Raw genomic sequence first — 24,730 nt, 5'->3', positions numbered from 1 at the left:
CGTTCGACGCCGCATGTTCGCGAACGTTGCGTGCGGGTGTGTGCGTGCCGCCGCGCGCGGCTCGCTCGCTAACCGCCCGCGCCCAGCTTGGCGAGCGCCTCGCGCGTGACCAGCACGATGCCGTTTTCAGTGCGATAAAAGCGCTCGCCGTCGCGCACGGGGTCCTCGCCGATCACCAGACCGTCGGGAATCACGCAGCCGCGGTCCACCACGACCTTGCGCAACCGGCAGCTCGCGCCCACTTCGACCTGCGGTAACAAGACTGCCTCGGCAATGTTGCAGAACGACTTCACGACCACATTCGACGAGAGCACCGAGCGCGAAATCTGCGAGCCGGAGATCACGCTGCCGCCGCATACGATGAGATTCGTGCCCGAGCCTTGCAGCCCGTTCAGGTCGCGCACGAACTTGGCGGGCGGCAACTGCTCCTGATACGTCCAGATCGGCCAGTTGCGGTCGTAGAGGTCGAGCGCCGGAATGGTCGAGGCGAGATCGAGATTGGCCGACCAGTACGCATCGACGGTGCCGACGTCGCGCCAGTACGGCTCCGCGCTCGGGTCCGACGAGACGCACGACATGCTGAACGGATGCGCGATGGCGACGCCGTCGCTGACTACACGCGGAATGATGTCCTTGCCGAAGTCGTGATCTGTCGCGCTCGCCGAGATGTTTTCCTCGAGCAGCTTGAACAGATAGGCCGTGTCGAACACATAGATGCCCATGCTCGCGAGCGCGATGTCGGGGCGGCCGGGCATCGCGGGCGGGTCGTCGGGCTTTTCGACGAAGCCGGTGACGCGGCGCTGCTCGTCGACGGCCATCACGCCGAAGGCGCGCGCGTCGAGGCGCGGCACCTCGATGCAGCCGACCGTGCAGTCTGCGCCGTTCGCGGCGTGGTCGGCGATCATGCGCGTGTAATCCATCTTGTAGATGTGATCGCCGGCCAGCACGACGACATATTTCGGCGAGATCGAGCGGATGATGTCGAGATTCTGGTAGACGGCGTCGGCGGTGCCGCGATACCAGTGCGCGCCTTCGACGCGCTGCTGCGCGGGCCACAGGTCGAGGAACTCGTTGAATTCGCCGCGCAGGAAACCCCAGCCGCGCTGGAGATGGCGCAGCAGCGAATGCGCCTTGTATTGCGTGACCACGGCGATGCGGCGGATGCCCGAATTCAGGCAGTTCGACAGCGCGAAATCGATGATGCGGTACTTGCCGCCGAAGTAGACGGCGGGCTTCACGCGCTTGTTGGTGAGCGGGCCGAGGCGCGTGCCGCGTCCGCCCGCGAGCACGATGGCGAGCGTGCTGCGTTGCAGATCGTTGAGGCTTGCCGGAGTTTCCATGGACGTCTCCTTGTTGTGCCCCCGATTTCGCTTTGTCGCGTTTTTTTGCGTCGCTTATGCGTCGTTCCTGGCGCTGCGGCGATGGCTGCCCGTGTCCGCGATGTCGGTTTTATGACCGCGCCTAGAATGTTCTAGCACCGAAAAGCGTGTTGCGCGAATTGCATGTGCTCGCGCTGTGTGCGGGCGGCCTCTGATGCATCAGTAAGCCGGTAGCAAGCCGCTTGCCCGGCGCACTGGCGGGCCGGGCGGACGCCGCGCAGCTTGAGTCGCTGGCGGCGCGTTGCGCACAATTCCCGACATCGCAGGCTCCATGACCTGGCGAGAAAGAAAGGGGACAAAAACAGAGTTGTCGACGCCCTGGTCCATGTCCGCCGCGAGCATGACGGGTTTGCCGGAACGCAACAGGCCCACAATCTTTTTGGCGCTGGTCGCGCGCTCGATCATCTCTGCCCCGAACCGGCCGCGTTGCCGCTTGGCCAGCGCGCATAGCGCCGTGCTCGACATCCGTGTGTACAGCGAGGCAACCGGGAGGCGCGTCGAGTAGAGCATGCAACCGACCTCAATGCCCACGAAGTGAAACCCCATGAAGATGGTGGGCGGGGCCGCGTCGTCGTCGAGATCAATTTTGCTTTCGATCTGGACGATATCCCGGATCGACTGCGCACTGCCGAACCACTGGATGCCTCGTTCGAGATAACTGCGAACAACGTGGCGGAAGTGCTCTCTTGCGAGCGTCTGAAGTTCGCTGCTGGTCTTCTCGGGGAAGCAAAGACGCAAGTTCACGAGGACGATATGCTTGCGGCGGCTGGGAACGGCATACAACGCAGTGCCGACTACCATGCCGAGCCTTGCGACGAATGGGTAAGGAAGTACGGAAAGCGTGCGTAGCAACGCCACGATGAACACAAAACCGAGGCGTTTCAAGGATTGTCCCCTCTGGATTGTAATGTTTGGAAATCGCCGCCGAACGCCATGCAGGCGAACCTTCCGCTCGTCGCCGCGTCATGGAAATTTTTAAGCGCAAGCTACGGACTACGGACTGAATAGCCGAAGTTGCGATCATTGGATTACGAGGACGACTTGCGAGTTACGCAGTGTAGCAGGCGGCCCAGGTGCCACTCACTTCGACAATTCTGGTCGTGACTCGACGACACCGGCGACGACTCGCTTCCACCATTCAAATTGAGTTCGTGTTGGCATTGGCGGGCATCGGTGGGCATCGCGCGCGCGACGGTGTGATCGGCCATTCGACGGGCGGCATGCTCGCGCTGTGCTATGGCTTGATGTATCCGCGCCAAGCTGAACAACGGGTGCTATTGAATCCGATCGGGATCGAGGACTGGACGGCGAAGGGCGGGCCATTCGCCGCTACGAGCAGAACAGCAATTACGCGGGTACGTGGGACGCGCGCTGCCAGCTTGGGTGCAGGCGGCGTGGGGTTCGGCGTTGCTTGACGACATGATCGACACGCAGCCGGTGAACCGCGAATGCGGGCAGTTGCAGATGCCGACGCTGCTGCTGATCGGCGATAAAGATACGACGGCCATCGGCAAGGACGCCGCGCGGTCCGGCCACTATCCGGTGCTGGCGAAGACCGCGCGACGAGCGATGCCGCACGCGACCCTCGTTGAGTTCGCGGGGCTGGGGCACACGCCGCAGATTCAGGATCCACAGGAATTTCATAAAGCGCTGTTGGACTGGCTGGCGACTGCGTCGGCAAACCATTGAGCGATTAAGGGGTTTCTGTCTCGCAGCCATAATCGTGCGTCGCTAGCCGCTGCGCGAGCTTCCTCAAGGCAATTTTGCGGAGCATCGCGGGTTTCCGGAGAGTCAGCTTGCGGACAGGTAGGGACGATTGGATAATCGGGGCATGTAGGGAAAGTTTAATTCTTAAGCCGCGCTCGTGATTTATAGACGTCGTGAGAGCGGTCGGCCCGCAGTCAAAACTGGGATAGTCGATATGGCAAAGATCATCACCTTATTCAACCACAAGGGTGGCGTAAGCAAAACCACGACAACGTTCAATTTGGGTTGGATGCTTGCTTCGCTCGGAAAGCGCGTTTTGCTCGCCGACTTCGATCCTCAGTGCAATCTGACAGGCATGGTACTGGGATTCAAGGGGATAGAGGACCTCGAAGAAACATATCGGGCAGATCCGCCGAACAACGTTAAGGATGGTCTTGCGCCAGCATTTGAATCCAAGCCGCGCCAGATTGTCGGTGCGGAATGCGTGCAAGTGCCGGGTAATGACGGTCTGTTTTTGCTGCCCGGTCATATTGGTCTCGCAGAATACGAAACGACTCTGGGTGTTGCACAAGAGCTCAGCGGCTCACTTTTGGCACTGAGGAACCTGCCTGGCTCGCTGCGTTTCCTGCTGGATGCCACCGCTGAGAAATACGGAATCGACTACGTACTTGTCGATTTGAGCCCAAGTCTCGGACCGATGAACCAGAATCTACTGATGGTTTGCGACTACTTCATTGTCCCGCTCCATCCCGACTATTTTTCATCAATGGCCTTGAGCTCGTTGTCGAAATCGTTGCCACGTTGGGCCGCGTGGGCACGCACGGCTTATGGCATTGCCGCTCTGAGGGACGCTGACTACCCATTTCCTCAGCCAAAGGCCAAATTTATTGGCGCTGTGGTTCAAAAATATCGCCCTCGAAATGGGCAACCCAGCGCTGCGTTTCAACGTTGGGTCGACCAACTTGCGCTTGGCCTACGCGGAGAACTTATCCCGAGTTTAGAAGCGGCGGGACTACTCGATGTTGCCGAATTTCAAAAGAAGGCGGGATTCGAGCCTTCGGATCCTTTGCTTAACGTCGCTGATTTCAATAGTTTGATCGCGCAGTCTCAGGAGCATTTGGTCCCTGTGTATGCACTAACAGCTGCGATGCTTCAGCAGGCAGGTGCAGTTTGGGACAGCACAAAAGAAAGCATGGAAAAATTCGAGACGGCATTCCGTGACTGCGCCAACAAGGTAATCGAGCTAACTGCATGACGCCTCTGGATCACTTCAACTCAATATGGTCCCGGTGTGAAGAGTTGGCGGCAATGCATGCGTATCTCGCACGACAGCTCACGGTTGCGTTGCGACCCGATGAGCTCTTGCGGGCGGAATGGGTCACCCGCGTCAGCGCACTCGACCTCTACGTGCATGAACTTGTTACTCAAAAGATGCTTGAGACATTCGAGGGACATCGGCTTCCTTCGAATGGTTACTTGCGTTTCCAAGTTGCCAACGACACGTTGATGAGAATAAGAGCGGCGCCGACGCCATACGACGCACGCCAAGCATTTGACCTGGAATTGCGGACGCGGCTCGGCTACTCCACATTTCAGGATCCCGACAAAATCGCGGATGGGATACGTTTGTGCTCGGACGTAGAACTTTGGAATGAAGTTGCATTAAGGCAGGGGGCAACGCAAGCGACAAAGATCGCTGCAGCGAAGGGCCTTAAGCGAGAATTGTCACTGATTGTCGAGCGGCGAAACAAGATTGCACACGAGGGTGATCTGCAGCCGATTGCTCCACGTGTTCCTTGGACTATCGACCGAGCTGACGTACAGCGGGTAGCCAACTTTATAGAAGGAATAGTGCATGCAATTGATGAGATCGTTGAGTGACCGGGGGGCTGCCTATTCATCGAAAACGACAGGTGAAATTTCAGCAAAATCATATGTCCAATCTCGCATCAATTGAAAGCGTGCGCGTGTTGCTTGCTCACCGTGATCTTTACGGCACGGCACGCAGCATAGATGACATACTCGATCGCCCAATCTCGGTAGACCTGCTTTGCCTGCTCTCGATATTAGCTTTCGAGAGCAACGAAGAAAAGCGTTTCCGGCACTGGTCCGCGTCCAGCCTAGCCGTCTTCGCTCACCAACACGCGGACGAAGCAAACATAATGCGCGCGCGTCCAGTCTTCGGCCGCATCCAGATATTCGAGTGCTGGAAGCAGTTACTGGCACGATCAGGCACACCAGAAGTCAGCAAGCAGAATCGTGTCGAGCTTGCCGGTACACTGCATGAATTGTTCGCGCGTATCAACGATTGCGAAGTCAACGGAGATCTGCATCAGTATTGGATAAAGGGGGGAATCCATTTCGCTCGGGAAGATTATCTACTCAAGGTTTATCGCTCACAGAAGATCTTCCTTGACGGACAGCACCTCGTACCTTATGTCGAGGCGTTCGAGCAGCAGCACGGCTTCGAACTTGAAATCTACCTCGGAGTAATCTTCGCAATCGTCATGCGGTGCCATGCAGTACGGCGGGTGGTACGCTTCGATCCGCTCGAACTTGATGGCTGGTGCGTCGACCTGGATGATTTGCACCGGGATTTGGGAATCGAACTCGACCTGCTGAAGTCGATTATGAACGCGATTGCCTTCACGCTTGATGAGGGTATCGCATCCGCGAGAGGCGACGTCAACGATGCCGCCAGCTTTGAACTGTTCAGGAGTCGCCCGTTCCTTAAACTGTCCGAGACGTGTTTCCTACCGATCGAAGGCAAGCTCGTTGAAGAGTTACTGTTTGACAACCTTATGCATCGGCTGCACTTCGCGTCCGGCCGCGATATCCAGTTCTACACCGAGCTTGGGCATGACTTCGAGCGGTACACACAAAGTCTGATCGAGGATTTCTGCGCGTCGAACACCGCGATTGTGTACGAGTACATTCCCGAGTTCACTCATGGGAAATCTAACGTTCGGTCGCCCGACGCCATGGTACGCTGCGAGCACGATCAGACTTTACTTGCTTTCGAGGTGAAATCGGCCCGCTATCTCGACAGCATTCTCACTAGCGACAACGCGCCGGAGGCTGTCGCGGAGAGCTTCAATAAGCTCAGATACAAGCCTTGGAAGCAGGTGCATGAAGCAATCGAACGGATTGTCAGCAACAATCAACACGCCAAATTGACTGAGGGTCTCAGTTATCTGTTCGTCGCCATCACGATGAATGAAATTCCGCATTCGCTAGAGGATTACCAGATCCTAGTACACGGACGTGACGTAAGCTATTGTTTTCATTCGTTCGGGATTCACACGCTTGAACTACTATTGGCCGCGGCGAGCCTCTCTAGTGAATATACGCTTTATGACATTCTTCGCAACGCTTATGCCGCACGACATCGAATCTCTACTCGCACGACCGTCCTGAGGTTTTGCCGGGCACACATTCGATCCAGCCCGTTTTTCACGATGATCAGGGATGCCGCCATTCAAAGGTTTCGAGCCTCGCTCGATCGATACCCCAACGAATCTGGAGGTCGCGCAGAAGCTTAAACCGATTGGTCAGCACGGACAGTTGACATCAAGTTCGGGATCGGACCAGATCTTCACAACAAGCCCTCGGCCTTCGCATCATGTGCAGATTGACGACGCCATACGCGACAATCGCGGGCACGACGAATGCATTCCGCACATTGCGCGCGTCGTTGTTCTCCGAGACAAAGTGAGAGGCCTTATGGCATTACTGCCCGCGCTAGCGGATTGTTAACACACGATTTTGAGCGTAAAGAAGGCGGACTGCGACAGTAGGATCGCGGCGAAGGATGGGCAAGCGCCGTTCCAAAGAGTTCCGCGAAATTCCTATTTAACTGCCCTCGGTTCACACATCTACTTCGCTCAAACCCGTACCGGATAAGGATGGGGGCATCGGCGAAAAATTTTTAGTGTCGCCTCTTGTCCGCAGCCGGTGAACCACGAACGCGCGCAGTTGCAGATGCCGACGCTGCTGCTGATCGGCGATAAAGATACGACGGCCATCGGCAAGGACGCCGCGCCGCCCGAGGTGCGCGCGCCGCGCGAGCCTTGAACTTCAGCGTGCGAAGCGTGCAGGCCAGCATGAAAAACGGGCGCATCGAGCGCCCGTTTTTTCTTCCAGCGGCCAGGCGACGAACAAACCGCCGCTCAAACCGCCACTCAAACCGCCGCCATCTCCGCGCGCAGTTCGGCGGCGATCTCGAACGATCGCAAACGCTTCGCGTGATCGTAGATCTGCGCGGTGACGATCAGCTCGTCGGCCTGGGTCTGCTCGATCACCGATTCGAGCCCCGCGCGCACCGTCTCGCGGTCGCCGATCACCGAGCACGCCAGCGAATGCGCGACGCCGGCCAGTTCGAAGTCGTTGGCGGCGATCTGCTCGACGGGCGGCGGCAACTGGCCCGGCGTGCCGCGCCGCAGATTCACGAACTGCTGCTGCAGCGAGGTGAACAACAGACCGGCCTCGTCGTTGCTTTCGGCGGCGATCACGTTGACGCCGACCATCGCATGCGGCTTCGCGAGCGTGGCCGAAGGGCGGAACTGCGAACGATAGAGACGCAGCGCCGTGAGCAGATGATCGGGCGCGAAGTGCGAGGCGAACGCGAAGGGCAGACCCATCGCGGCGGCGAGCTGCGCGCCGAACAGGCTGGAGCCGAGGATATAGAGCGGCACGTGCAGGCCCGCGCCGGGCACCGCGCGCACGCGCTGGCCGTCGACGGGCTCGCTGAACAGGCGCTGCAATTCGGCGACGTCGTCGGGGAACGCTTCGGCGCTCGCTTGCAGATCGCGGCGCAGCGCGCGCGCCGTGGTCTGGTCGGTGCCGGGCGCGCGTCCGAGGCCGAGGTCGATGCGGCCGGGGTAGAGCGCTTCGAGCGTGCCGAACTGCTCGGCGATCAGGAGCGGCGCGTGGTTGGGCAGCATGATGCCGCCCGAGCCCACGCGGATGGTCTTCGTGCCGCCCGCCACATAGCCGATCACGACCGAAGTGGCCGCGCTGGCGATGCCCGTCATGTTGTGATGTTCGGCGAGCCAGTAGCGGTGGTAGCCCCAGCGCTCGGCGTGCTGGGCGAGATCGAGCGTGTTGCGCAACGCGGCGCCGGCGTTCGAACCGGCGGGCACCGGCGAGAGGTCGAGGACGGAGAAGGGAATCATGGGGATCGTGGCGCTCCGGAAATCATGGGGCGCGGCTGCAAGGCAGACGCAAGGTGCGGCCATTGTGCCAAAGCGTCCTGGATCCTGCTGGCGCCCGCCGGGAACCCATGCGGGCGGCGTGGGTTCAAGCGATCTCCACATGTTCTTAATTGAATCGGAATAATTCTTGTTTATTCTGACTTTACAGTCTGCAATTCAATTCTGTTAAAGATGCATTGCGATATGCTTTCCGAATTTTTTCATTTTTAAAAATATTGGCGGGTAAGAAGATTCAAATGAGAAATAATCGCAGTCTTCTCCGACCTTTGCGGATTTGAGAAGGATTTTTGCGAGGACTGCAAGGCAGTTAGAAGACGATACTGCTACAATTTTTGCGCCGGATCAGGGGCTCAACGGTGCCTGGGCACGGTCTGGGTAATCTAAGTGCGCGGGAATGCGCATCAGGTTTTATGGCACCGTTTAATCAAATCATCATTTGAATTTGCGCTGAGTCACTAAAAATGGTGTCGCCTGTTACGTTGCTGGCGATGAATATGCTGCGCAGATACGATGCGCGTTTGTTTTATTGATGAACTTCGGGGTAGGGCAAATGGTTCCAGTCAAGACACTTGATCTGGACGGTGCGGTATGCCGGGCCGTCGTGTGCGCACTCGCGCCCTGCGGCGTCCGCCTGATTGACGGGCGAGGCGCGGCGGGATGACGGGGTCGCTTTTTTCCGCGTGGCCGCTCGCGTGGTGGTTGCTGGCGGCGCTGTGCTGCGCCGCCACGCTGTACGCGATCAGTGCCGCCTTGACGATGCCGCGCTTCGGCTCCGCCGCGCAGGTGCGCGTGGCCGCGCGTCTCGCGCGCGCTCGCGCGGCCACGCCGGTCAGCGTGCTCAAGCCCCTGTGCGGCGCCGAACCGCGTCTCTACGAGAACCTCGCCACGTTCTGCGAGCAGCGCCATCCGCGTTATCAGCTGATCTTCGGCGTGTCGTCGCCGAACGATGCGGCCATCGCCGTGGTGCGGCGGCTGCAGGCCGCGTATCCGGGCCATGACATCGTGCTCGTGATCGACGCGAGCGTGCACGGCAGCAATCTCAAGGTCAGCAACCTGATCAACATGGCGGCGCACGCGCGTCACGACCTGCTGATCGTGGCCGACAGCGACATCGCGGTCGAGCCGGACTATCTCGACATCGTCACCGCGCCGCTCGCCGATCCGGGCGTCGGCGTGGTCACCTGTCTGTATCGCGCGCGCAGCGTCGGCGGCTTCTGGCCGCGCATCGGCGCACTCTTCATCAACGAATGGTTCGCGCCCTCGGTGCGCGTCGCGCATTCGACGGGCTCGCGCGCATTCGGCTTCGGCGCCACGCTGGCGCTGTCGCGCACGACGCTCGAACGCATCGGCGGCTTCACGGCGCTCAAGGACTGTCTCGCCGACGACTATCTGCTGGCGCGTTTCGCGCGCGACCACGGCCTGGCCACGGTGCTCGCGCCCGTGCTGGTCGCGACCGACGTGATCGAGCCGAATTTCCGCACGCTGTGGCTGCGCGAGACGCGCTGGCTGCGCACGATCCGCTCGGTGAATCCGGCGGGCTTCGCGTCGCTGTTCATCACGTTCACGTTTCCGTGGCTCGTCGCGGGCGCGCTCGGTTATGCGCTGCTCGAAGGCCTGCTGCCGGTTGTTGCCGGTGGCGCGGGTGGTGGCAGCGTCGGCGCACTATGCGCGGGCGGCAGGGCGGCGACGGCCGTGCTGGCGACCAGCACGGTCGGCGGTATCATCGCGCGGATAGCGTTGCATGCGCGCAGCAGCGGTGGCTGGCGCGCGTTCTGGCGCGATTTGCCGCTCGTGCCGCTGCGCGACACCTTGCTGCTGCTGCAGTGGCTCGCGGCCGCGTTCGGCTCGCATGTGATGTGGCGCGGCGTGCGCGTGCCGGTGGCCAATCCCGAAACGGGCGAGGCGGTGGGCGCGGGACACACGGGTGTCACGCAGACCGTGTCCACTGCGCGCGAGCCGCGTGTGAGCGCGGCGCCTCGGCGCGCGGCCGTGGAGGTCACGGATGGCCGCTGAGGGTTGCCGATGGCGGCAGACGGTGCCTGATGGCCGCTGAACCGCAGACGTGCCGGAACATTTCATCGCGCGTGACGCCGGCCGGAGCCGACGCCCGCGCGCTTACGCTTTCAAGCTCAATTGACTCAAGGATTGCCGGAGCACTCATCTCATGAAAACGCTGTTTTTGCAGGCCCCGTCGTATGACGGCTTCGATGGCGGCGCGGGTTCGCGCTATCAGGCGAAGCGCGAGATCCGCTCGTTCTGGTATCCGACCTGGCTCGCGCAACCCGCGGCGCTGGTGCCGGAGAGCCGCGTGCTCGACGCGCCCGCCGACGGCATCGGCGTGGAAGAGACGCTCAAGATCGCGATGGACTACGACCTCGTGATCATCCACACGAGCACGCCGTCGTTTCCGACCGACGCGCTGTTCGCGGAAGACCTGAAAAAGCGCAAGCCGTCGCTGCTGGTCGGCATGGTCGGCGCAAAGGTGATGGTCGATCCGCACAACTCGCTGACGGCGTCGGACGCGATCGACTTCGTCTGCCGCGAGGAGTTCGACTACACCTGCAAGGAAATCGCCGAAGGCAAGCCCTTCCCCGAGATCAAGGGCTTGAGCTGGCGCGCGAAGGACGGCTCGATCGAGCACAACGAAGCGCGTCCGATCCTCGAAAACATGGACGAGCTGCCGTTCGTCGCGCCCATCTACAAGCGCGACCTGAAGATCGACAACTACTTCATCGGCTATCTGAACTACCCGTACGTGTCGATCTACACGGGCCGCGGCTGCAAGTCGCGCTGCACGTTCTGCCTGTGGCCGCAGACGGTCAGCGGCCATCGCTACCGCACGCGCTCGGTCGAGAACGTGATCGCCGAAGCGAAGTGGATTCGCGACAACATGCCCGAAGTGAAGGAGCTGATGTTCGACGACGACACCTTCACCGACGACCTGCCGCGCGCCGAAGCCATCGCCATCGGTCTGGGCAAGCTCGGCATGACGTGGTCGTGCAACGCGAAGGCCAACGTGCCGTTCAAGACGCTCAAGGTCATGAAGGAAAACGGCCTGCGTCTGCTGCTCGTGGGCTTCGAATCGGGCGACGACCAGATCCTCGTGAACATCAAGAAGGGCGTGCGCACCGACTTCGCGCGCCGCTTCAGCGCGGATTGCAAGAACCTCGGCATCAAGATCCACGGCACCTTCATTCTGGGTCTGCCGGGCGAGACGCAGGAGACCATTAAGAAGACCATCGAGTACGCGAAGGAAATCAATCCGCACACGATCCAGGTCTCGCTCGCCGCGCCGTATCCGGGCACGACGCTCTACAAGCAGGCCGTCGAAAACGGCTGGATGGAAGAGAACAAGACCATCAATCTGGTGAGCAAGGAAGGCGTGCAGCTTGCGGCGATCGGCTACGCGCATTTGTCGCGCGAAGAGATCTATCACCATCTCGAGCAGTTCTATCGCCAGTTCTATTTCCGTCCGTCGAAGATCTGGGAAATCGTGCGCGAGATGCTGACGAGCTGGGACATGATGAAGCGCCGTCTGCGCGAAGGTGTGGAGTTCTTCCGCTTCCTGCGCGCGCACGAGGCATGATGCAGCCGCGCGAACGCGCGCTGATTTTCACCGCCGACGATTTCGGCCTGCACGAGCGGGTCAACGCGGCGGTGGAGCGCGCGCATCGCGACGGCGTGCTGAATGCCGCGAGCCTGATGGTGGCCGCGCCCGCCGCCGCCGACGCGGTGGCGCGCGCGCAACGCTTGCCGAAGCTGCGCGTGGGCCTGCATCTCGTGCTCGCCGACGGCGCGTCGAGGCTGCCGCGCGAGCGCATTCCCGCGCTCGTCGACGCGCAAGGCCGTTTCGGCGACAACATGGTGCGCGACGGCTTTCGCTTCTTCTTTCTGCCGCATGTGCGCGCGCAGCTTGCGCTGGAAATCCGCGCGCAGTTCGAGGCGTTCGCGGCGACGGGCCTCGCGCTCGATCACGTGAACACGCACAAGCATTTTCATCTGCATCCCACGGTGCTCTCGCTGATTATGTCGATCGGGCGCGAGTTCGGTTTGCGTGCCGTGCGTCTGCCGCTGGAGGCGGGTGCGCCTGCCGCGCTCAAGCCGTGGCTCGCGCTGGTGCGCTCGCGTCTCGCGCGCGCGGGCATCGCGCATAACGATTACGTGGTCGGCATCGCGAATACCGGCGCGATGGACGAAGCGGTGCTGCTCGACGCCATCGCGCGTCTGCCCGCGCAGGGCGTCGGCGAAATCTACTGCCATCCGGCCGAAGCGCCGGCGGCGGACGAGGGGCCGATCACGTCGTCGATGCACAGCTATCGCCACGCCGACGAACTCGCCGCGCTGGTTTCGCCGCGCGTGGCCGCCGCGCTCGCGCGTGCGGGCGTGCGCCACGGCGGATTCACCGATGTGTTTTTCGACGGCCGCGAAGTGGACCGCGACGGCCACGGCGGCCGCGGCGGCAACGCGGCAGCGCCGCTCAAGGCAGGGCTGGCGGAGGGTCGGGCGTCATCATGAAGTGGCTTCAATGGCTGGGCCTGCCGGTCGGGATCGCGATCCTGATCGGCCTCGTCGTCCACGACGGCGCGCATGACGTGATGCGCGTGATCGGCGCGGCGGGTCCGGTGCTCCTCTGGCTCGTGCCGTTCCACGCGCTGCCGCTGCTGCTCGACGCGCACGCGTGGCGTCTGCTGCTCGACCGGCGCGCGCCGCTTGCCTTTCTCTGGTGGGTCGCCACGGTGCGCGAAGCCGTCAACCGGTTGCTGCCTGTGGTGGGCGTCGGCGGCGAACTGGTCGGCATCCGCCTCGCGCGCTGGACGCTGCGCGAGCCGCGTCAGGTGAGCGAGGTCACGGCGTCGGTGATCGTCGAGGTATTCGTGACGATCGCCGTGCAATACGCGTTTTCGGCGCTCGGCGTGGTGCTGATCGTCGCGGCGACCGGCGACGGCGGCTCGCTGCGCACCATCGTCACGATCGCGCTGGCGCTCGTGCTGACCGCGCCGCTGCCCGTGCTCGCGGTCCTGCTGCTGCGGCGCGGCGGCGTGTTTCATGCGATCGAGCGCTGGGCCGCGCGGCTGTTCGGCGAGGAAACCTGGCAGAAGCTCGGCATCGACGGCCGGCAGCTCGACGCCGATCTCGACGCACTGATGTCGCGCACCGGCCTGATGTTCCGCGTGTTCTTCTGGCAGCTCGGCGGCTACATGCTGGGCGCGTTCGAAACCTGGTGGGCGCTCTCGCTGCTCGGCCATCCGGTCTCGGTCGGCGACGCGCTCGCCATCGAGGCCATCACCCAGGCCGTGCGCCACGCGGCCTTCATGGTGCCTGCGGGCCTCGGCGTGCAGGAAGTCGCCGTGGTGCTGCTCGCGCAACTGTTCGGCGTGAGCCAGGAGGTGGCGTTCTCGCTCGCGCTCGTCAAGCGCATGCGCGAAGTGGTGTTCGGCGTGATCGCGCTGATTTCCTGGCAGGCCGCCGAGATCGCGCGCACGCGCCGCGCGCTGCGCGGCGGCTCGCCGGAGCGCGTGGGGCTGCGCGCCGGTTTGCACGATATTGCGCGCGTTTCCGAACGTATGGCCGAAGCTTCGAAGCGGCCCTCGAACCACGACCGGCGTCATTGACGGTACATTGTGGCTATTAAGCGTGCGCCGGGCCTCGGGTCCGGCGCATGCGCAAGCCCATGTTGATGCCGCACCCGGACATGCCTTCTCCATTCAGATCCACGCGGACGCTGGCCGCCGCGTGCGCCGCGCTGGCGGCGTTCACGCTCGCCGGCTGCGACGACCGCCAGTTCGACGCCATGCTCGATTCGTTCCGCCAGAGCTTCAAGGCCTTCTTCGATTCCGTGAAGCCCGACGTGCTGCTGCTCAAGGGCCTCACGCCCGGCGTCTCCACGCTCGACCAGGTGCGCGAGCAGATGGGCAAGCCCGAGACCGAGCGCGTCTTCGACGACGGCTCGCGCCGCCTCGAATATCCGCGCGGCCCGCAAGGGCTCAAGACCTATATGGTCGACATCGGCCCGAACGGTCGGCTCGTCGCCATTACGCAGGCGCTCACGGCGGAGAACTTCGCGAAGGTGCGCATCGGCATGAGTCAGGACGACGTGCGCGCGCTGCTCGGCAAGCCGGGGCAGGTGGCCGCCTACCGGCTCAAGCAGGAAACCGTCTGGAGCTGGAAATGGTACGAGGGCGGCGTGACGCCCGAGGCGTATTTCAACGTGCATTTCGGCCCCGACGGCCACGTCTCGACGACCTCGCGCTCGGACGTGATACGCGGACATTGAGCGAATCGCAGCAACAAGCAGACGAAACGCAGCAACAAGCAGACGAAACGCAGACGAAACACCATGACTCAGAAACAAGGCAGGCAACGCAGAAGCAGGGGGCGCGCATGGTGACGCAACGGCGGCGCGCGCGCCGCGTGGGGCTCGTGCTGGGCGGCGGCGCGGCGCGCGGCTGGGCGCATATCGGCGCGATCCGCGCGCTGGAGGAAGCGGGCATCAAGCCCGATGTGGTCTGCGGCACCTCGATCGGCGCGCTGGTGGGCGCGGTCTACGCCAACGGCGATCTGGACTGGCTCGAGGACTGGGTCGGCAAGCTCACGTGGCAGACGGTCGTGCGGCTGCTCGATCTGCGTTTTTCGGGCGGACTGCTGGGCGGGCGCAAGGTCATCGATTTATTCGCGAAGCAGTTCAACGGCCGTGCGATCGACGATCTGAAGATGCCGTTCGCGGCGGTCGCGACCGAACTCGACACGGGCCGCGAGGTCTGGCTGCGCGAAGGCGGCGTGGTCGACGCGGTGCGCGCTTCGATCGCGATTCCGGGCATTTTCACGCCGATCTGGCACGACGGCGTGTGGCTCGTGGACGGCGGTCTCAGCAATCCGGTGCCGGTGTCCGCCGCGCGCGCGATGCGCGCCGACACGGTGATCGCCATCGACCTCAATCACGACATTCTCAACGGCCGCGATCTGGGCGGCGCGATCGACACGGTGCCGCGCGAGGCGCCGGGAGCCGCGCGCCGCGCCGTGACCGACGGCGTGCTGCCCGAAGCGGGCGAGCCGCTCGCGGGCCTCGACGATGTGAGCGGCGCGAATGGGATGAACGGCGCGGCGGAGTCCGCGCCCTTGCTGCGCAAGAACGGCAAGCGCTTTCCGGGCTGGCTGCAACCGTCGGGCGCGGGCGTGAGCGGCGGGCCGGACGTGCGCGTGGCGCCGCCGCCGAGCGCGCGGGTGCCGTCGATGCTCAGCTCGATCGCGCAGAGCATCGACATCATGCAGGTCCGCATCACGCGCAGCCGTCTCGCGGGCGAACCCGCCGACGTGCTGATCCAGCCGCGCCTGGGCGGCATGGGGATCTTCGACTTCCATCGCGCCGGACCGGCCATCGCCGAGGGCCGCGCGGCCGTCCAGTACATGCTGCCCGCGATCCTCGCGCAGTTGGGGATGGAGTAAGCGCCTAATCGCCGAGGCACTGCGCGGGTCCGCGCCGTCTATCGAAAAAGCGACCCGAAACTTGTCAAAACGCCCCGCGGGCTTGCGCCTGGCGGGGCGTTGTCTTTGCGGCTTTCAAAAGCATCGCGCCTGACGGATCGGGGCAAACGCCGCCGCGCCGGGCCCGACAGCCGTCATCGTCGGGAATTGTTGCGATGCAGCATGCGCGCCGCGCCCGTTTGAGCAAACAATTTGGCGCTGCGACGATCCGCGCCACTTCCCGGGTTTTTTGCGTGCCCGGCGCGCCGCGCCGAATCGCGAATCGCCCGGGATCCCGACAACGATTTCCTCGGAGACGCGCGTGATGCTCTACGGCTTTGGCCCGGTGCTGCTCGCCGGCACGATCCAGACGATCGAACTCTCGCTGCTGTCGCTGGGCGTGGCCGTGCTGCTCGGCCTCGCGGGCGCGGCGGCCAAGCTCTCGTTCAACCGGCCGCTCGCGGCCTGCGCGACGGCCTATACCACGCTGATCCGCTCGGTGCCCGATCTGGTGCTGATGCTGCTGCTGTTCTACAGCATCCAGATCGGCGTGAACGAGGCCACCGACGCGCTCGGCATGGCGCAGATCGACATCGATCCGTTCGTGGCGGGCGTGCTCACGCTCGGCTTCATCTACGGCGCGTATTTCACCGAGACGTTCCGCGGCGCGTTCCTCGCCGTGCCGCGCGGCCAGCTCGAAGCAGGCTACGCCTACGGCATGAGCGGCGCGCGCGTGTTTGCGCGCATCCTGTTTCCGCAGATGATGCGTTTCGCGCTGCCCGGCATCGGCAACAACTGGCAGGTGCTCGTGAAGGCGACGGCGCTGGTCTCGATCATCGGTCTCGCCGATGTCGTGAAGGCCGCGCAGGACGCGGGCCGCAGCACCTTCAATCTGTTCTTCTTCCTGCTGATCGCCGCGCTCATCTATCTCGCGATCACGACGATTTCGAACTTCGCGCTGATCTGGCTCGAACGCCGCTACTCGGCGGGCGTGCGCCACGCGCAACTCTGACACCGCAAGGGCACAAGCGATGAACGAAATCCTCCAGCAATTCGGCCGCGCGTTTCTTTACTGGGACGGCGAGCATGTTTCCGGCCTCGCCATGACGCTCTGGCTGCTCGTGGTGTCCGTGGCGTTCGGCTTCGTGTGCGCGGTGCCGCTCGCGGTCGCGCGCGTCTCGCGGCGGCGCTGGGTCTCGATGCCGGTGCGCTTCTACACCTACGTGTTTCGCGGCACGCCGCTCTATGTGCAGCTTCTGCTGATCTACACGGGCGTGTACAGTCTCGCCTTCGTGCGCAGCGAGCCGCTGCTCGACGCGTTCTTCCGCAGCGGTCTGAACTGCGCGATCCTCGCGTTCGCGCTCAACACCTGCGCGTACACCACCGAGATCTTCGCGGGCGCAATCCGCGCGACCTCGCACGGCGAAGTGGAAGCGGCGCGCGCCTACGGCATGAGCCCGTTCACGATGTACTGGCGCATCGTTCTGCCTTCGGCGCTGCGCCGCGCGCTGCCGCTGTACAGTAACGAAGTGATCCTGATGCTGCACGCCACCACGGTCGCCTTCACGGCCACGGTGCCTGACCTGCTCAAGGTGGCGCGCGACGCCAACTCGGCCACGTACCGTTCGTTCGAGTCGTTCGGCCTCGCGGCGCTGATCTACTGTGCGGTATCGTTCGTGCTGGTGGCCGCGTTCCGCCGCGCGGAGAAGCGCTGGCTCGGCCACCTGGCCGTGCGCACGCGCTGAATCGCCTTGCACTGACGCGACATTTTTTTGGAGACCATCTTGGCTCAGACGATGCAAACGACGCCGGCAGGCGAGAGCAAGCTGATCGCGCGCGATATCCACAAGCGTTACGGCGATAACGAAGTGCTCAAAGGCGTCTCGCTCGACGCGAAGAAGGGCGACGTGATCAGCATCATCGGCGCGAGCGGCTCGGGCAAGAGCACGTTCCTGCGCTGCATCAATTTTCTGGAGAAGCCGAACGCGGGCGAGATCGTCGTCGATGGCGAGACCGTGCGCACCAAGGCGGGCCGCAACGGCGACCTCGACGTGGCCGATCACAAGCAGCTCCAGCGCATCCGCACCAAGCTCGCGATGGTGTTCCAGCACTTCAATCTCTGGTCGCACATGAACGTGATCGAGAACGTGATGGAAGCGCCTCTGCACGTGCTCGGCGTGCCGCGCAAGGAAGCCGAGGAGCGCGCGCGCGAGTATCTGGAGAAAGTGGGCCTCGCGCCGCGCGTGGAAAAACAGTATCCGTCGCATCTGTCGGGCGGGCAGCAGCAGCGCGTGGCGATCGCGCGCGCACTCGCCATGCACCCGGACGTGATGCTGTTCGACGAGCCGACGTCGGCGCTCGATCCCGAACTCGTCGGCGAAGTGCTCAAGGTGATGCAGAAGCTCGCCGAGGAAGGCCGCACGATGATCGTCGTGACGCACGAAATGGGTTTCGCGCGCAACGTGTCGAATCACGTGATGTTTCTGCATCAGGGCCGCACGGAAGAACAGGGCGCGCCCGGCGAGGTGCTCGGCGCGCCGAAAAGCGAGCGCCTGCGCCAGTTCCTGTCGGGCAGCCTGAAATAAGCCTCGCACGCTGTATTCGCGCATGAACCAGGAAGGCAACGCATCCATCTCCAGGGCGGCCGCGGCCACGCAAGCCGCGCCAGTCGCGCAGGCCACCGCGCGCGCGAACCGCACGACCCAGGTGGCGATCGTCGCGCTGCCGCCGGTGTCGATGTCGGGCGTCGGCCCGATCGTCGACGCGCTCAATCTCGCCAACGAGATCGACGGCCGCGCGCTCTACCGCTGGCAGATGGTGTCGTGGAACGGGCGGCCCGTGCCGCTCGCAGGCGGCGCGCAGTGGCCCGCCGACGCCGCCTTCGGCGACGCGCTCGCGTGCGACTGGCTGATCGTCGTGACCGAGCGCTATCAGCAGTTCGCCGACTACCGCCTGTTCCTCGCGAGCCTCGCGCGCGTGGGACAGCGCACGCCGCTCGTCACCGGCATTCATCACGGCGTCTGGTGGCTCGCGATGGCGGGGCAGTTGCAGGGCTATCGCGTGGCCGTGAACTGGGAGATGTACCAGCAGTTCGCCGAGCAGTTCGAACGCACCATCGTCACGCAGCATCTCTACGAGATCGACCGCGATCGCGCGACCTGCGCGGGCGGCCAGGCGACGCTCGATTTCATGCTGGCGATGATCGGCCGCGAGCACGGCCCCGAACTCGTGGACCGTATCGCCGACGCGATGGGCGCGAGTACGCTGCGCAGCGGCGACGAGCGTCAGCGCATTCCGTTCGTGACCGCGCCCGGCGAGCGCCATCCGCGCCTGAACGACGCGCTCATGCTGATGGAAGCGAACATCGAGGACCCGCTGACGACCGACGAGATCGCCGGTCACGTGGGCGTCTCGCGCCGTCAGCTCGAACGCTTGTTCAAGCAGTATCTGAACGCGATGCCGTCGAAGTATTACCTCGGCCTGCGCCTCGCGAAAGCGCGCTCGCAGTTGCAGCGCACCAGCAAGTCGGTGGTGCAGATCAGCCTCGCGTGCGGGTTTTCGTCGGCGGCGCATTTTTCGAATGCGTATCGCGAACGTTTCGGCGTGACGCCGCGCGAGGATCGCCGCAACTGGATCGAGCGCCAGCACGGCGGCGCCAACCCCGAGCCGCGCGCCGGGGCGCTGGTCGAGCCGCCCGAGCGGGATTGAGCATGCCGCGGGCGCGATGGAGCATGACGCGGCGCACGGAACGTGCTCGCCTTGCATCGGGAACGCCCGCCGCGCCCGCGCTGACGAAAAAACGCGTCGCGCCTGCGCAAGACGTTTGCCGCGCGGTTGCCTACACTGCAACCGATATCACCGACATTCAGCCCGTTGGCCCTGGCCCGATTGCATCCGGTTCGTACCCTAAACGCATTTGCGGCGGCACGAACCTGAATCGAGACGCTGCTTCAAGACCCTGATTCAAGACCCTGATTCGAGAACCCGAGGATTCGCCATGAACGACCAGACTGTGAGCCGCCAGACTTTCGACGAAGTGATGGTGCCGTGCTTCTCGCCCGCGCCGTTCGTGCCCGAGCGCGGCGAAGGCTCGCGCGTGTGGGACACCGCCGGGCGCGATTACATCGACTTCGCCTGCGGCATCGCCGTGACCTCGCTCGGCCACGCGCACCCGGAACTGCTCAAGGTGCTGCACGATCAGGGCGGCAAGCTCTGGCACATCGGCAACGGCTACACCAACGAGCCGGTGCTGCGCCTCGCGAAGAAGCTCGAATCGCTGACCTTCGCCGACCGCGCATTCTTCGCCAACTCGGGCGCCGAAGCGAACGAAGCCGCGCTCAAGCTCGCGCGCCGCGTCGCCTTCGACCGCCACGGCGAGCAGAAGGCCGAGATCGTGTCGTTCACGCAGTCGTTCCACGGCCGCACCTTCTTCACGGTCAGCGTGGGCGGCCAGCCGAAGTATTCGGAAGGCTTCGGCCCGATCCCGCAGGGCATCATCCATCTGCCGTACAACGACATCGAAGCCGCGAAGCGCGCGATCGGCCCGCAGACCTGCGCCGTGATCGTCGAGCCGGTGCAGGGCGAGGGCGGCGTGATCCCCGCCGATCCGGCCTTCCTGAAAGCGCTGCGCGAAGCCTGCGATGCGCACAACGCGCTGCTGATTTTCGACGAAGTGCAGACCGGCGTGGGCCGCACGGGCACCTTCTACGCCTATGAGCAGACGGGCGTGACGCCCGACATCCTGACCACGGCGAAGGCGCTCGGCAACGGCTTTCCGATCGGCGCGATGCTCACGACCGAAGCCATCGCGGCGCACTTCAAGGTGGGCGTGCACGGCACGACCTACGGCGGCAATCCGCTCGGCGCGGCGATCGCGCACAAGGTGGTCGAGCTGATCAGCGACCCGAAGGTGCTGGCGGGCGTGCGCGAGCGCGGCGAGACGATCCGCGCGAAGCTCGCGCAGCTGAACGCGCGTTTCGACGTGATCAAGGAAGTGCGCGGCCAGGGCCTGCTGATCGGCGCCGAACTGAACGCGCGCTTCGCGGGCCGTGCGAAGGACTTCAACGCGGCGGCCGCGAATCGCGGCGTGATGATGCTGATCGCGGGCCCGGACGTGCTGCGTTTCGCGCCGTCGCTGATCATGCCGCAAGCCGATCTGGACGAGGGCTTCGCGCGCCTCGAACAGGCGTTCGAAGACGTGGTCGGCGCGCGCTGATCCGCGTTCATTCTCGATAACCGATCGATAACCGATCGATAACCGATCGACAACAGGACCGACGATGCTATTCGTTCGCCCCGCCAGGCTCGCCGATCTCGACGCGATCGCGCACATGGCCCGCACCGCGCAGCCCGTGCTGCACTCGCTGCCGCACGATCGCGCGGCGCTGGAAGCGCGCATTGCGCTGTCCGAAGACTCGTTTCGCGCGGACGTCGATTTTCCGGGCGAGGAGTTCTATCTCTTCGTGCTCGAAGATTCGACGACGGGCCAGCTCGTCGGCACCTCCAGCCTGATCGCGGCGGCGGGCTACTCGGAGCCGTTCTACGCGTTCCGCAACGACGCGCTGATCCACGCTTCGCGCGAACTGCACGTGAACCGCAAGATTCACGCGCTCACGATGTCGCACGAACTCACGGGCAAGAGCCGCCTCGCGGGCTTCTATATCGACCCGTCGCTGCGCGGCGACGCGGCGGCGCATCTGATGTCGCGCGCGCGCATGATGTACGTGGCGATGAACCGCCGACGCTTCACGCCCGAAGTGTTCTCGCTGCTGCTCGGCGTGACCGACGACGCGGGCGTCTCGCCGTTCTGGGAAGCGGTGGGCCGCAAGTTCTTCGGGCGCGATTTCAAGGACATCGAAATGGCCTCGGGCGGCAGAAGCCGCACCTTCATCGCCGAAGTGATGCCCGCGTATCCGCTTTATGTGCCGCTGTTGCCGGAAGCGGCGCAGCGTGTGCTCGGCGAGCCCGATCCGCGCGCGCTGCTCGCTTACGAGATTCATCTCGAAGAGGGTTTCGAGCCGGACCGTTACGTCGATATCTTCGATGCGGGCCCGGTGCTCACGGCGCAGGTGGACCGCACGGCCTCGGTTGCGGGCAACGCGACGCGCGTGGTGCGTGAAAGTGCGCCCGCCAACGATCAGGAAACCGAAACGTATCTGGTCGCAAGCGAACAGGGCGGCGAGTTCCGCTGCGTGCTCGCTACGCTGCCGGTGCAGGAAAACGCGGCGCGCGCGCTGCACGCAGCACACGCGGTACACGGACCCGTCGCCGACGCGCCGCTCGACGCCGCCACGCGCGCGGCGCTGAACGTGCAGGACGGCGCGCGCGTGCGTTGCGCGCCGCTCTATCGCGAAACGCCCGACAACGACAATTCGATGGGAGAAGCGCAATGATCGTGGTACGCGTCGTGCAGACGGGCGATGTGGACGCGCTCGTCGCGTTGGCCCAGGAAACCGGCCCCGGCCTCACGACCTTCAAGCCGGACCGCGAGGCGCTGGCCGCGCGCATCGAGCGCACGCGGCGCACGCTCGCGGGCGAGGCCGCGCCGGCCGAAGCGGGCTACTTCTTCGTGATGGAAGACACCGCAAGCGGCGACGTGGCGGGCGTCTGCGGCATCGAAACGGCGGTCGGCCTCACGCAGCCGTTCTACAACTATCGCGTGAGCACGGTGGTGCACGCGAGCCAGGATCTCGGCATCTGGACGCGCATGCGCGCGCTCAACATCTCGCACGACCTCACCGGTTACGCGGAAGTGTGCTCGCTGTTCCTCTCGCCGCGCCATCGCACGGGTGGCATGGGCGGACTGCTGTCGCGCTCGCGCTTCATGTTTATCGCACAGTTCCGCGAGCGCTTTCCCGAGCGCATCTGCGCCGAACTGCGCGGCCATTTCGACGACGAAGGCACCTCGCCGTTCTGGAGAGCGGTCGGCTCGCACTTCTATCAGATCGATTTCAATGCCGCCGATTATCTGAGTTCGCATGGCCGCAAGGCGTTTCTCGCCGAGCTGATGCCGCGTTATCCGGTGTACGTCGAGCTGCTGCCCGACGAGGCGCAGGCCTGCGTGGGTCTCACGCACGCCGACACGGTGCCCGCGCGCCGCATGCTCGAAGGCGAGGGCCTGCGCTACGAGAATCACGTCGATATCTTCGATGCGGGCCCCGTGCTCGAATGCCATATCGCCGACTTGCGCACGGTGCGCGAGAGCGTGGTGGTGCCGGTGCGCATCGGCGCGCAGACGGCGGAAGAGGGCGTGCGCTCGCTGGTTTCGAACACCTCGCTCGCGGATTTCCGTGTGGGCTTCGCGCCGGGTGGGGTCAGCGACGGCGCGTTCACGCTGAGCGCGCAGGAAGCGGCCGCGCTCGGCGTCGCGGAAGGCGAGCCGGTGCGCGTGCTGAGCGCCGCGCGGCGCTGATCGTCGCTGATCGGCACAACGCATCGGCACAACGCATCGGCGCAACGAATACGCGAAAGCACGCGCAAGCAAAACAACAGGAAGAGTCATGAACGAGCTTTTCATCGATGGGCAATGGTGCGCGGCCTCGGGCCCCGCGTTCGCGTCGCGCAATCCGGGCACGGGCGCGACGGTCTGGAGCGGCAGCGCCGCCAACGAGCAGGACGTCGACCGCGCCGTGAGCGCCGCGCGCCGCGCGTTCCCGGCGTGGTCGAATCTGCCGTTCGACGCGCGCTGCGAGATCGTCAAGCGCTTCGCGGCGCTCGTCAGCGAACGCAAGGAGCAGCTCGCGCAGGCCATCGGCCGCGAGACCGGCAAGCCGCTCTGGGAAGCGCGCACCGAAGCGGCGTCGATGGCGGCGAAGGTCGCGATCTCGATCACCGCGTACAACGAGCGCACCGGCGAAAAGCGCAGCGACATGGCCGACGGCGTGGCCGTGCTGCGTCATCGTCCGCATGGCGTAGTGGCCGTGTTCGGGCCGTACAACTTTCCGGGCCATCTGCCCAACGGCCACATCGTGCCCGCGCTGATCGCGGGCAACACGGTCGTGTTCAAGCCCTCGGAACTCGCGCCCGACGTCGCGCGCGTGACGGTCGAGATCTGGCGTGACGCCGGTCTGCCCGCGGGCGTGATCAACCTCGTGCAGGGCGAACGCGACACCGGCGTAGCGCTCGCGAATCATCGCCAGATCGACGGGCTGTTCTTCACGGGCAGTTCGAACACGGGCACGCATCTGCATCGCCAGTTCGGCGGGCGTCCCGAGATCGTGCTCGCGCTGGAGATGGGCGGCAACAATCCGCTCGTCGTCGCGCCCGTGGACGATCTCGATGCCGCCGTGCATCACGCGATCCAGTCGGCGTTTCTCTCGGCGGGGCAGCGCTGCACCTGCGCGCGCCGCATTCTGGTGCCGTCCGATGCGTTTGGCGAGCGCTTTCTTGCGCGCTTCGTCGAGGTGTCGTCGCGCATCGCCGTGGGCGAGTACGACGCCGATCCGCAACCGTTCATGGGCGCGGTGATCTCGGCGCGCGCGGCGGGCAAGCTGATGGAAGCGCAGGCCATGCTGCTCGAACGCGGCGCGAAGGCGCTGCTGCCGATGACGCAGCGCGACCCGGCGCTCGGCTTCGTCACGCCCGGCATTCTCGACGTGACCGGCGTGGCCGATCTGCCCGACGAGGAGCACTTCGGCCCGCTCGCGCAGATCGTGCGCTACGCCGGTTTCGACGACGCCATCGCCCAGGCCAACAATACCGCCTACGGTCTGTCGGCGGGCCTGCTCGCCGACGATGCCGCGCTCTGGCAGCGCTTCTCGCGCGAGATCCGCGCGGGCATCGTCAACTGGAACCGGCCCACCAATGGCGCGTCGAGCGGCGCGCCGTTCGGCGGTCCGGGCCGCTCGGGCAATCACCGTCCGAGCGCGTTTTACGCCGCCGACTATTGCGCGTGGCCGATGGCCTCGGTGGAAAGCGCACAACTGCTGATGCCCGCGAGCGTTTCGCCGGGCCTTCAATTCTGAGGATCGA

Annotated in this window: 20 protein-coding genes and 2 pseudogenes; 19 read left to right on the top strand and 3 right to left on the bottom strand. The window is 64.3% G+C overall.

The window, feature by feature from the left end; all coding sequences use genetic code 11:
- Positions 1-68: 68 nt before the first annotated feature.
- Complete coding sequence (glgC, locus tag U4Y88_RS06620) at positions 69-1,340, bottom strand: glucose-1-phosphate adenylyltransferase (RefSeq protein WP_224012017.1); 1,272 nt, start codon at positions 1,338-1,340, stop codon at positions 69-71.
- A gap of 198 nt (positions 1,341-1,538) precedes the next feature.
- Positions 1,539-2,264, bottom strand: a complete 726-nt coding sequence (locus U4Y88_RS06615; RefSeq protein ID WP_321783057.1) for a hypothetical protein — start codon at positions 2,262-2,264, stop codon at positions 1,539-1,541.
- Between the two features lie 311 nt (positions 2,265-2,575).
- Between U4Y88_RS06615 and U4Y88_RS06610 the strand changes: the two are divergent.
- The 5 genes and pseudogenes from U4Y88_RS06610 to U4Y88_RS06590 form a co-directional block, all read left to right on the top strand.
- Positions 2,576-3,068: pseudogene (locus tag U4Y88_RS06610) on the top strand (alpha/beta fold hydrolase); the annotation flags it as partial.
- A gap of 232 nt (positions 3,069-3,300) precedes the next feature.
- The gene (locus tag U4Y88_RS06605; RefSeq protein ID WP_321783055.1) at positions 3,301-4,341 is read left to right on the top strand and encodes a ParA family protein; all 1,041 of its coding nucleotides are present in this window, start codon (positions 3,301-3,303) and stop codon (positions 4,339-4,341) included.
- Positions 4,338-4,967, top strand: a complete 630-nt coding sequence (locus U4Y88_RS06600) for a HEPN domain-containing protein (RefSeq protein WP_321783053.1) — start codon at positions 4,338-4,340, stop codon at positions 4,965-4,967. The genes U4Y88_RS06605 and U4Y88_RS06600 overlap by 4 nt, the downstream gene beginning before the upstream one ends.
- A 53-nt stretch (positions 4,968-5,020) precedes the next feature.
- Positions 5,021-6,628 carry a hypothetical protein gene (locus U4Y88_RS06595; protein WP_321783051.1) on the top strand — a complete coding sequence of 536 codons (1,608 nt, stop codon included), beginning with the start codon at positions 5,021-5,023 and terminating at the stop codon, positions 6,626-6,628.
- Between the two features lie 406 nt (positions 6,629-7,034).
- Positions 7,035-7,145 (top strand): annotated as a pseudogene (locus U4Y88_RS06590) (alpha/beta hydrolase); the annotation flags it as partial.
- Positions 7,146-7,267: 122 nt separating this feature from the next.
- Here U4Y88_RS06590 and U4Y88_RS06585 read toward each other — a convergent pair.
- Positions 7,268-8,260, bottom strand: coding sequence for an LLM class flavin-dependent oxidoreductase (locus U4Y88_RS06585; protein WP_321783049.1), 993 nt, complete (start codon positions 8,258-8,260; stop codon positions 7,268-7,270).
- Positions 8,261-8,956: 696 nt separating this feature from the next.
- Here U4Y88_RS06585 and hpnI point away from each other — a divergent pair.
- The 14 genes from hpnI (at position 8,957) to astD (ending at position 24,723) form a co-directional block, all read left to right on the top strand.
- Entirely contained in the window at positions 8,957-10,312 is a 1,356-nt protein-coding gene (gene hpnI / locus U4Y88_RS06580) for a bacteriohopanetetrol glucosamine biosynthesis glycosyltransferase HpnI (protein ID WP_321783047.1), read from the top strand.
- 151 nt (positions 10,313-10,463) lie between these two features.
- Complete coding sequence (gene hpnJ, locus U4Y88_RS06575) at positions 10,464-11,885, top strand: hopanoid biosynthesis associated radical SAM protein HpnJ (RefSeq protein WP_321783045.1); 1,422 nt, start codon at positions 10,464-10,466, stop codon at positions 11,883-11,885.
- The gene (gene hpnK, locus U4Y88_RS06570; protein WP_321783043.1) at positions 11,882-12,814 is read left to right on the top strand and encodes a hopanoid biosynthesis-associated protein HpnK; all 933 of its coding nucleotides are present in this window, start codon (positions 11,882-11,884) and stop codon (positions 12,812-12,814) included. The genes hpnJ and hpnK overlap by 4 nt, the downstream gene beginning before the upstream one ends.
- Entirely contained in the window at positions 12,811-13,911 is a 1,101-nt protein-coding gene (locus U4Y88_RS06565) for a lysylphosphatidylglycerol synthase domain-containing protein (RefSeq protein ID WP_415774404.1), read from the top strand. The genes hpnK and U4Y88_RS06565 overlap by 4 nt, the downstream gene beginning before the upstream one ends.
- Before the next feature lie 80 nt (positions 13,912-13,991).
- Positions 13,992-14,573, top strand: coding sequence for a hypothetical protein (locus U4Y88_RS06560; protein WP_310633552.1), 582 nt, complete (start codon positions 13,992-13,994; stop codon positions 14,571-14,573).
- A 110-nt stretch (positions 14,574-14,683) separates the two neighbouring features.
- Positions 14,684-15,742 carry a patatin-like phospholipase family protein gene (locus tag U4Y88_RS06555; RefSeq protein WP_321783400.1) on the top strand — a complete coding sequence of 353 codons (1,059 nt, stop codon included), beginning with the start codon at positions 14,684-14,686 and terminating at the stop codon, positions 15,740-15,742.
- A gap of 340 nt (positions 15,743-16,082) precedes the next feature.
- Positions 16,083-16,772: an ABC transporter permease gene (locus U4Y88_RS06550; RefSeq protein WP_065061188.1), complete on the top strand. Its 690-nt coding sequence runs from the start codon at positions 16,083-16,085 to the stop codon at positions 16,770-16,772.
- 19 nt (positions 16,773-16,791) lie between these two features.
- Entirely contained in the window at positions 16,792-17,505 is a 714-nt protein-coding gene (locus U4Y88_RS06545) for an ABC transporter permease (protein WP_310633551.1), read from the top strand.
- 51 nt (positions 17,506-17,556) lie between these two features.
- Positions 17,557-18,345 carry an ABC transporter ATP-binding protein gene (locus tag U4Y88_RS06540; protein ID WP_321783398.1) on the top strand — a complete coding sequence of 263 codons (789 nt, stop codon included), beginning with the start codon at positions 17,557-17,559 and terminating at the stop codon, positions 18,343-18,345.
- Positions 18,346-18,496: 151 nt separating this feature from the next.
- Positions 18,497-19,468, top strand: coding sequence for a GlxA family transcriptional regulator (locus tag U4Y88_RS06535; RefSeq protein ID WP_224012061.1), 972 nt, complete (start codon positions 18,497-18,499; stop codon positions 19,466-19,468).
- A 289-nt stretch (positions 19,469-19,757) separates the two neighbouring features.
- A complete protein-coding gene (locus tag U4Y88_RS06530) occupies positions 19,758-20,975 on the top strand; it encodes an aspartate aminotransferase family protein (protein ID WP_224012028.1) in 1,218 nt (405 codons plus the stop codon).
- Positions 20,976-21,039: 64 nt separating this feature from the next.
- Positions 21,040-22,152 (top strand): arginine/ornithine succinyltransferase subunit alpha, encoded by a 1,113-nt coding sequence (gene aruF / locus U4Y88_RS06525; protein WP_321783039.1) that lies wholly within the window; start codon positions 21,040-21,042, stop codon positions 22,150-22,152.
- Positions 22,149-23,171 (top strand): arginine N-succinyltransferase, encoded by a 1,023-nt coding sequence (astA, locus tag U4Y88_RS06520; protein ID WP_310633549.1) that lies wholly within the window; start codon positions 22,149-22,151, stop codon positions 23,169-23,171. Before aruF ends, astA begins: the two co-directional genes overlap by 4 nt.
- An 88-nt stretch (positions 23,172-23,259) precedes the next feature.
- The gene (gene astD, locus U4Y88_RS06515; RefSeq protein WP_321783037.1) at positions 23,260-24,723 is read left to right on the top strand and encodes a succinylglutamate-semialdehyde dehydrogenase; all 1,464 of its coding nucleotides are present in this window, start codon (positions 23,260-23,262) and stop codon (positions 24,721-24,723) included.
- Positions 24,724-24,730: the final 7 nt, after the last annotated feature.

The sequence above is a fragment of the Paraburkholderia sp. J94 genome (assembly GCF_905220285.1).
Lineage (GTDB): Bacteria > Pseudomonadota > Gammaproteobacteria > Burkholderiales > Burkholderiaceae > Paraburkholderia > Paraburkholderia tropica_A.
This window is presented reverse-complemented; position numbering and strand designations above follow the sequence as displayed.

Excerpts from the sequence above, each read along its gene's own strand:
- glgC (WP_224012017.1), bottom strand. The coding sequence starts at position 1,340 with ATGGAAACTCCGGCAAGCCTCAACGATCTGCAACGCAGCACGCTCGCC.
- U4Y88_RS06605 (WP_321783055.1), top strand. The coding sequence starts at position 3,301 with ATGGCAAAGATCATCACCTTATTCAACCACAAGGGTGGCGTAAGCAAA.
- U4Y88_RS06600 (WP_321783053.1), top strand. The coding sequence starts at position 4,338 with ATGACGCCTCTGGATCACTTCAACTCAATATGGTCCCGGTGTGAAGAG.
- U4Y88_RS06595 (WP_321783051.1), top strand. The coding sequence starts at position 5,021 with ATGTCCAATCTCGCATCAATTGAAAGCGTGCGCGTGTTGCTTGCTCAC.
- U4Y88_RS06585 (WP_321783049.1), bottom strand. The coding sequence starts at position 8,260 with ATGATTCCCTTCTCCGTCCTCGACCTCTCGCCGGTGCCCGCCGGTTCG.
- hpnI (WP_321783047.1), top strand. The coding sequence starts at position 8,957 with ATGACGGGGTCGCTTTTTTCCGCGTGGCCGCTCGCGTGGTGGTTGCTG.
- hpnJ (WP_321783045.1), top strand. The coding sequence starts at position 10,464 with ATGAAAACGCTGTTTTTGCAGGCCCCGTCGTATGACGGCTTCGATGGC.
- hpnK (WP_321783043.1), top strand. The coding sequence starts at position 11,882 with ATGATGCAGCCGCGCGAACGCGCGCTGATTTTCACCGCCGACGATTTC.
- U4Y88_RS06565 (WP_415774404.1), top strand. The coding sequence starts at position 12,811 with ATGAAGTGGCTTCAATGGCTGGGCCTGCCGGTCGGGATCGCGATCCTG.
- U4Y88_RS06560 (WP_310633552.1), top strand. The coding sequence starts at position 13,992 with ATGCCTTCTCCATTCAGATCCACGCGGACGCTGGCCGCCGCGTGCGCC.
- U4Y88_RS06545 (WP_310633551.1), top strand. The coding sequence starts at position 16,792 with ATGAACGAAATCCTCCAGCAATTCGGCCGCGCGTTTCTTTACTGGGAC.
- U4Y88_RS06540 (WP_321783398.1), top strand. The coding sequence starts at position 17,557 with ATGCAAACGACGCCGGCAGGCGAGAGCAAGCTGATCGCGCGCGATATC.
- U4Y88_RS06535 (WP_224012061.1), top strand. The coding sequence starts at position 18,497 with ATGTCGGGCGTCGGCCCGATCGTCGACGCGCTCAATCTCGCCAACGAG.
- U4Y88_RS06530 (WP_224012028.1), top strand. The coding sequence starts at position 19,758 with ATGAACGACCAGACTGTGAGCCGCCAGACTTTCGACGAAGTGATGGTG.
- aruF (WP_321783039.1), top strand. The coding sequence starts at position 21,040 with ATGCTATTCGTTCGCCCCGCCAGGCTCGCCGATCTCGACGCGATCGCG.
- astA (WP_310633549.1), top strand. The coding sequence starts at position 22,149 with ATGATCGTGGTACGCGTCGTGCAGACGGGCGATGTGGACGCGCTCGTC.
- astD (WP_321783037.1), top strand. The coding sequence starts at position 23,260 with ATGAACGAGCTTTTCATCGATGGGCAATGGTGCGCGGCCTCGGGCCCC.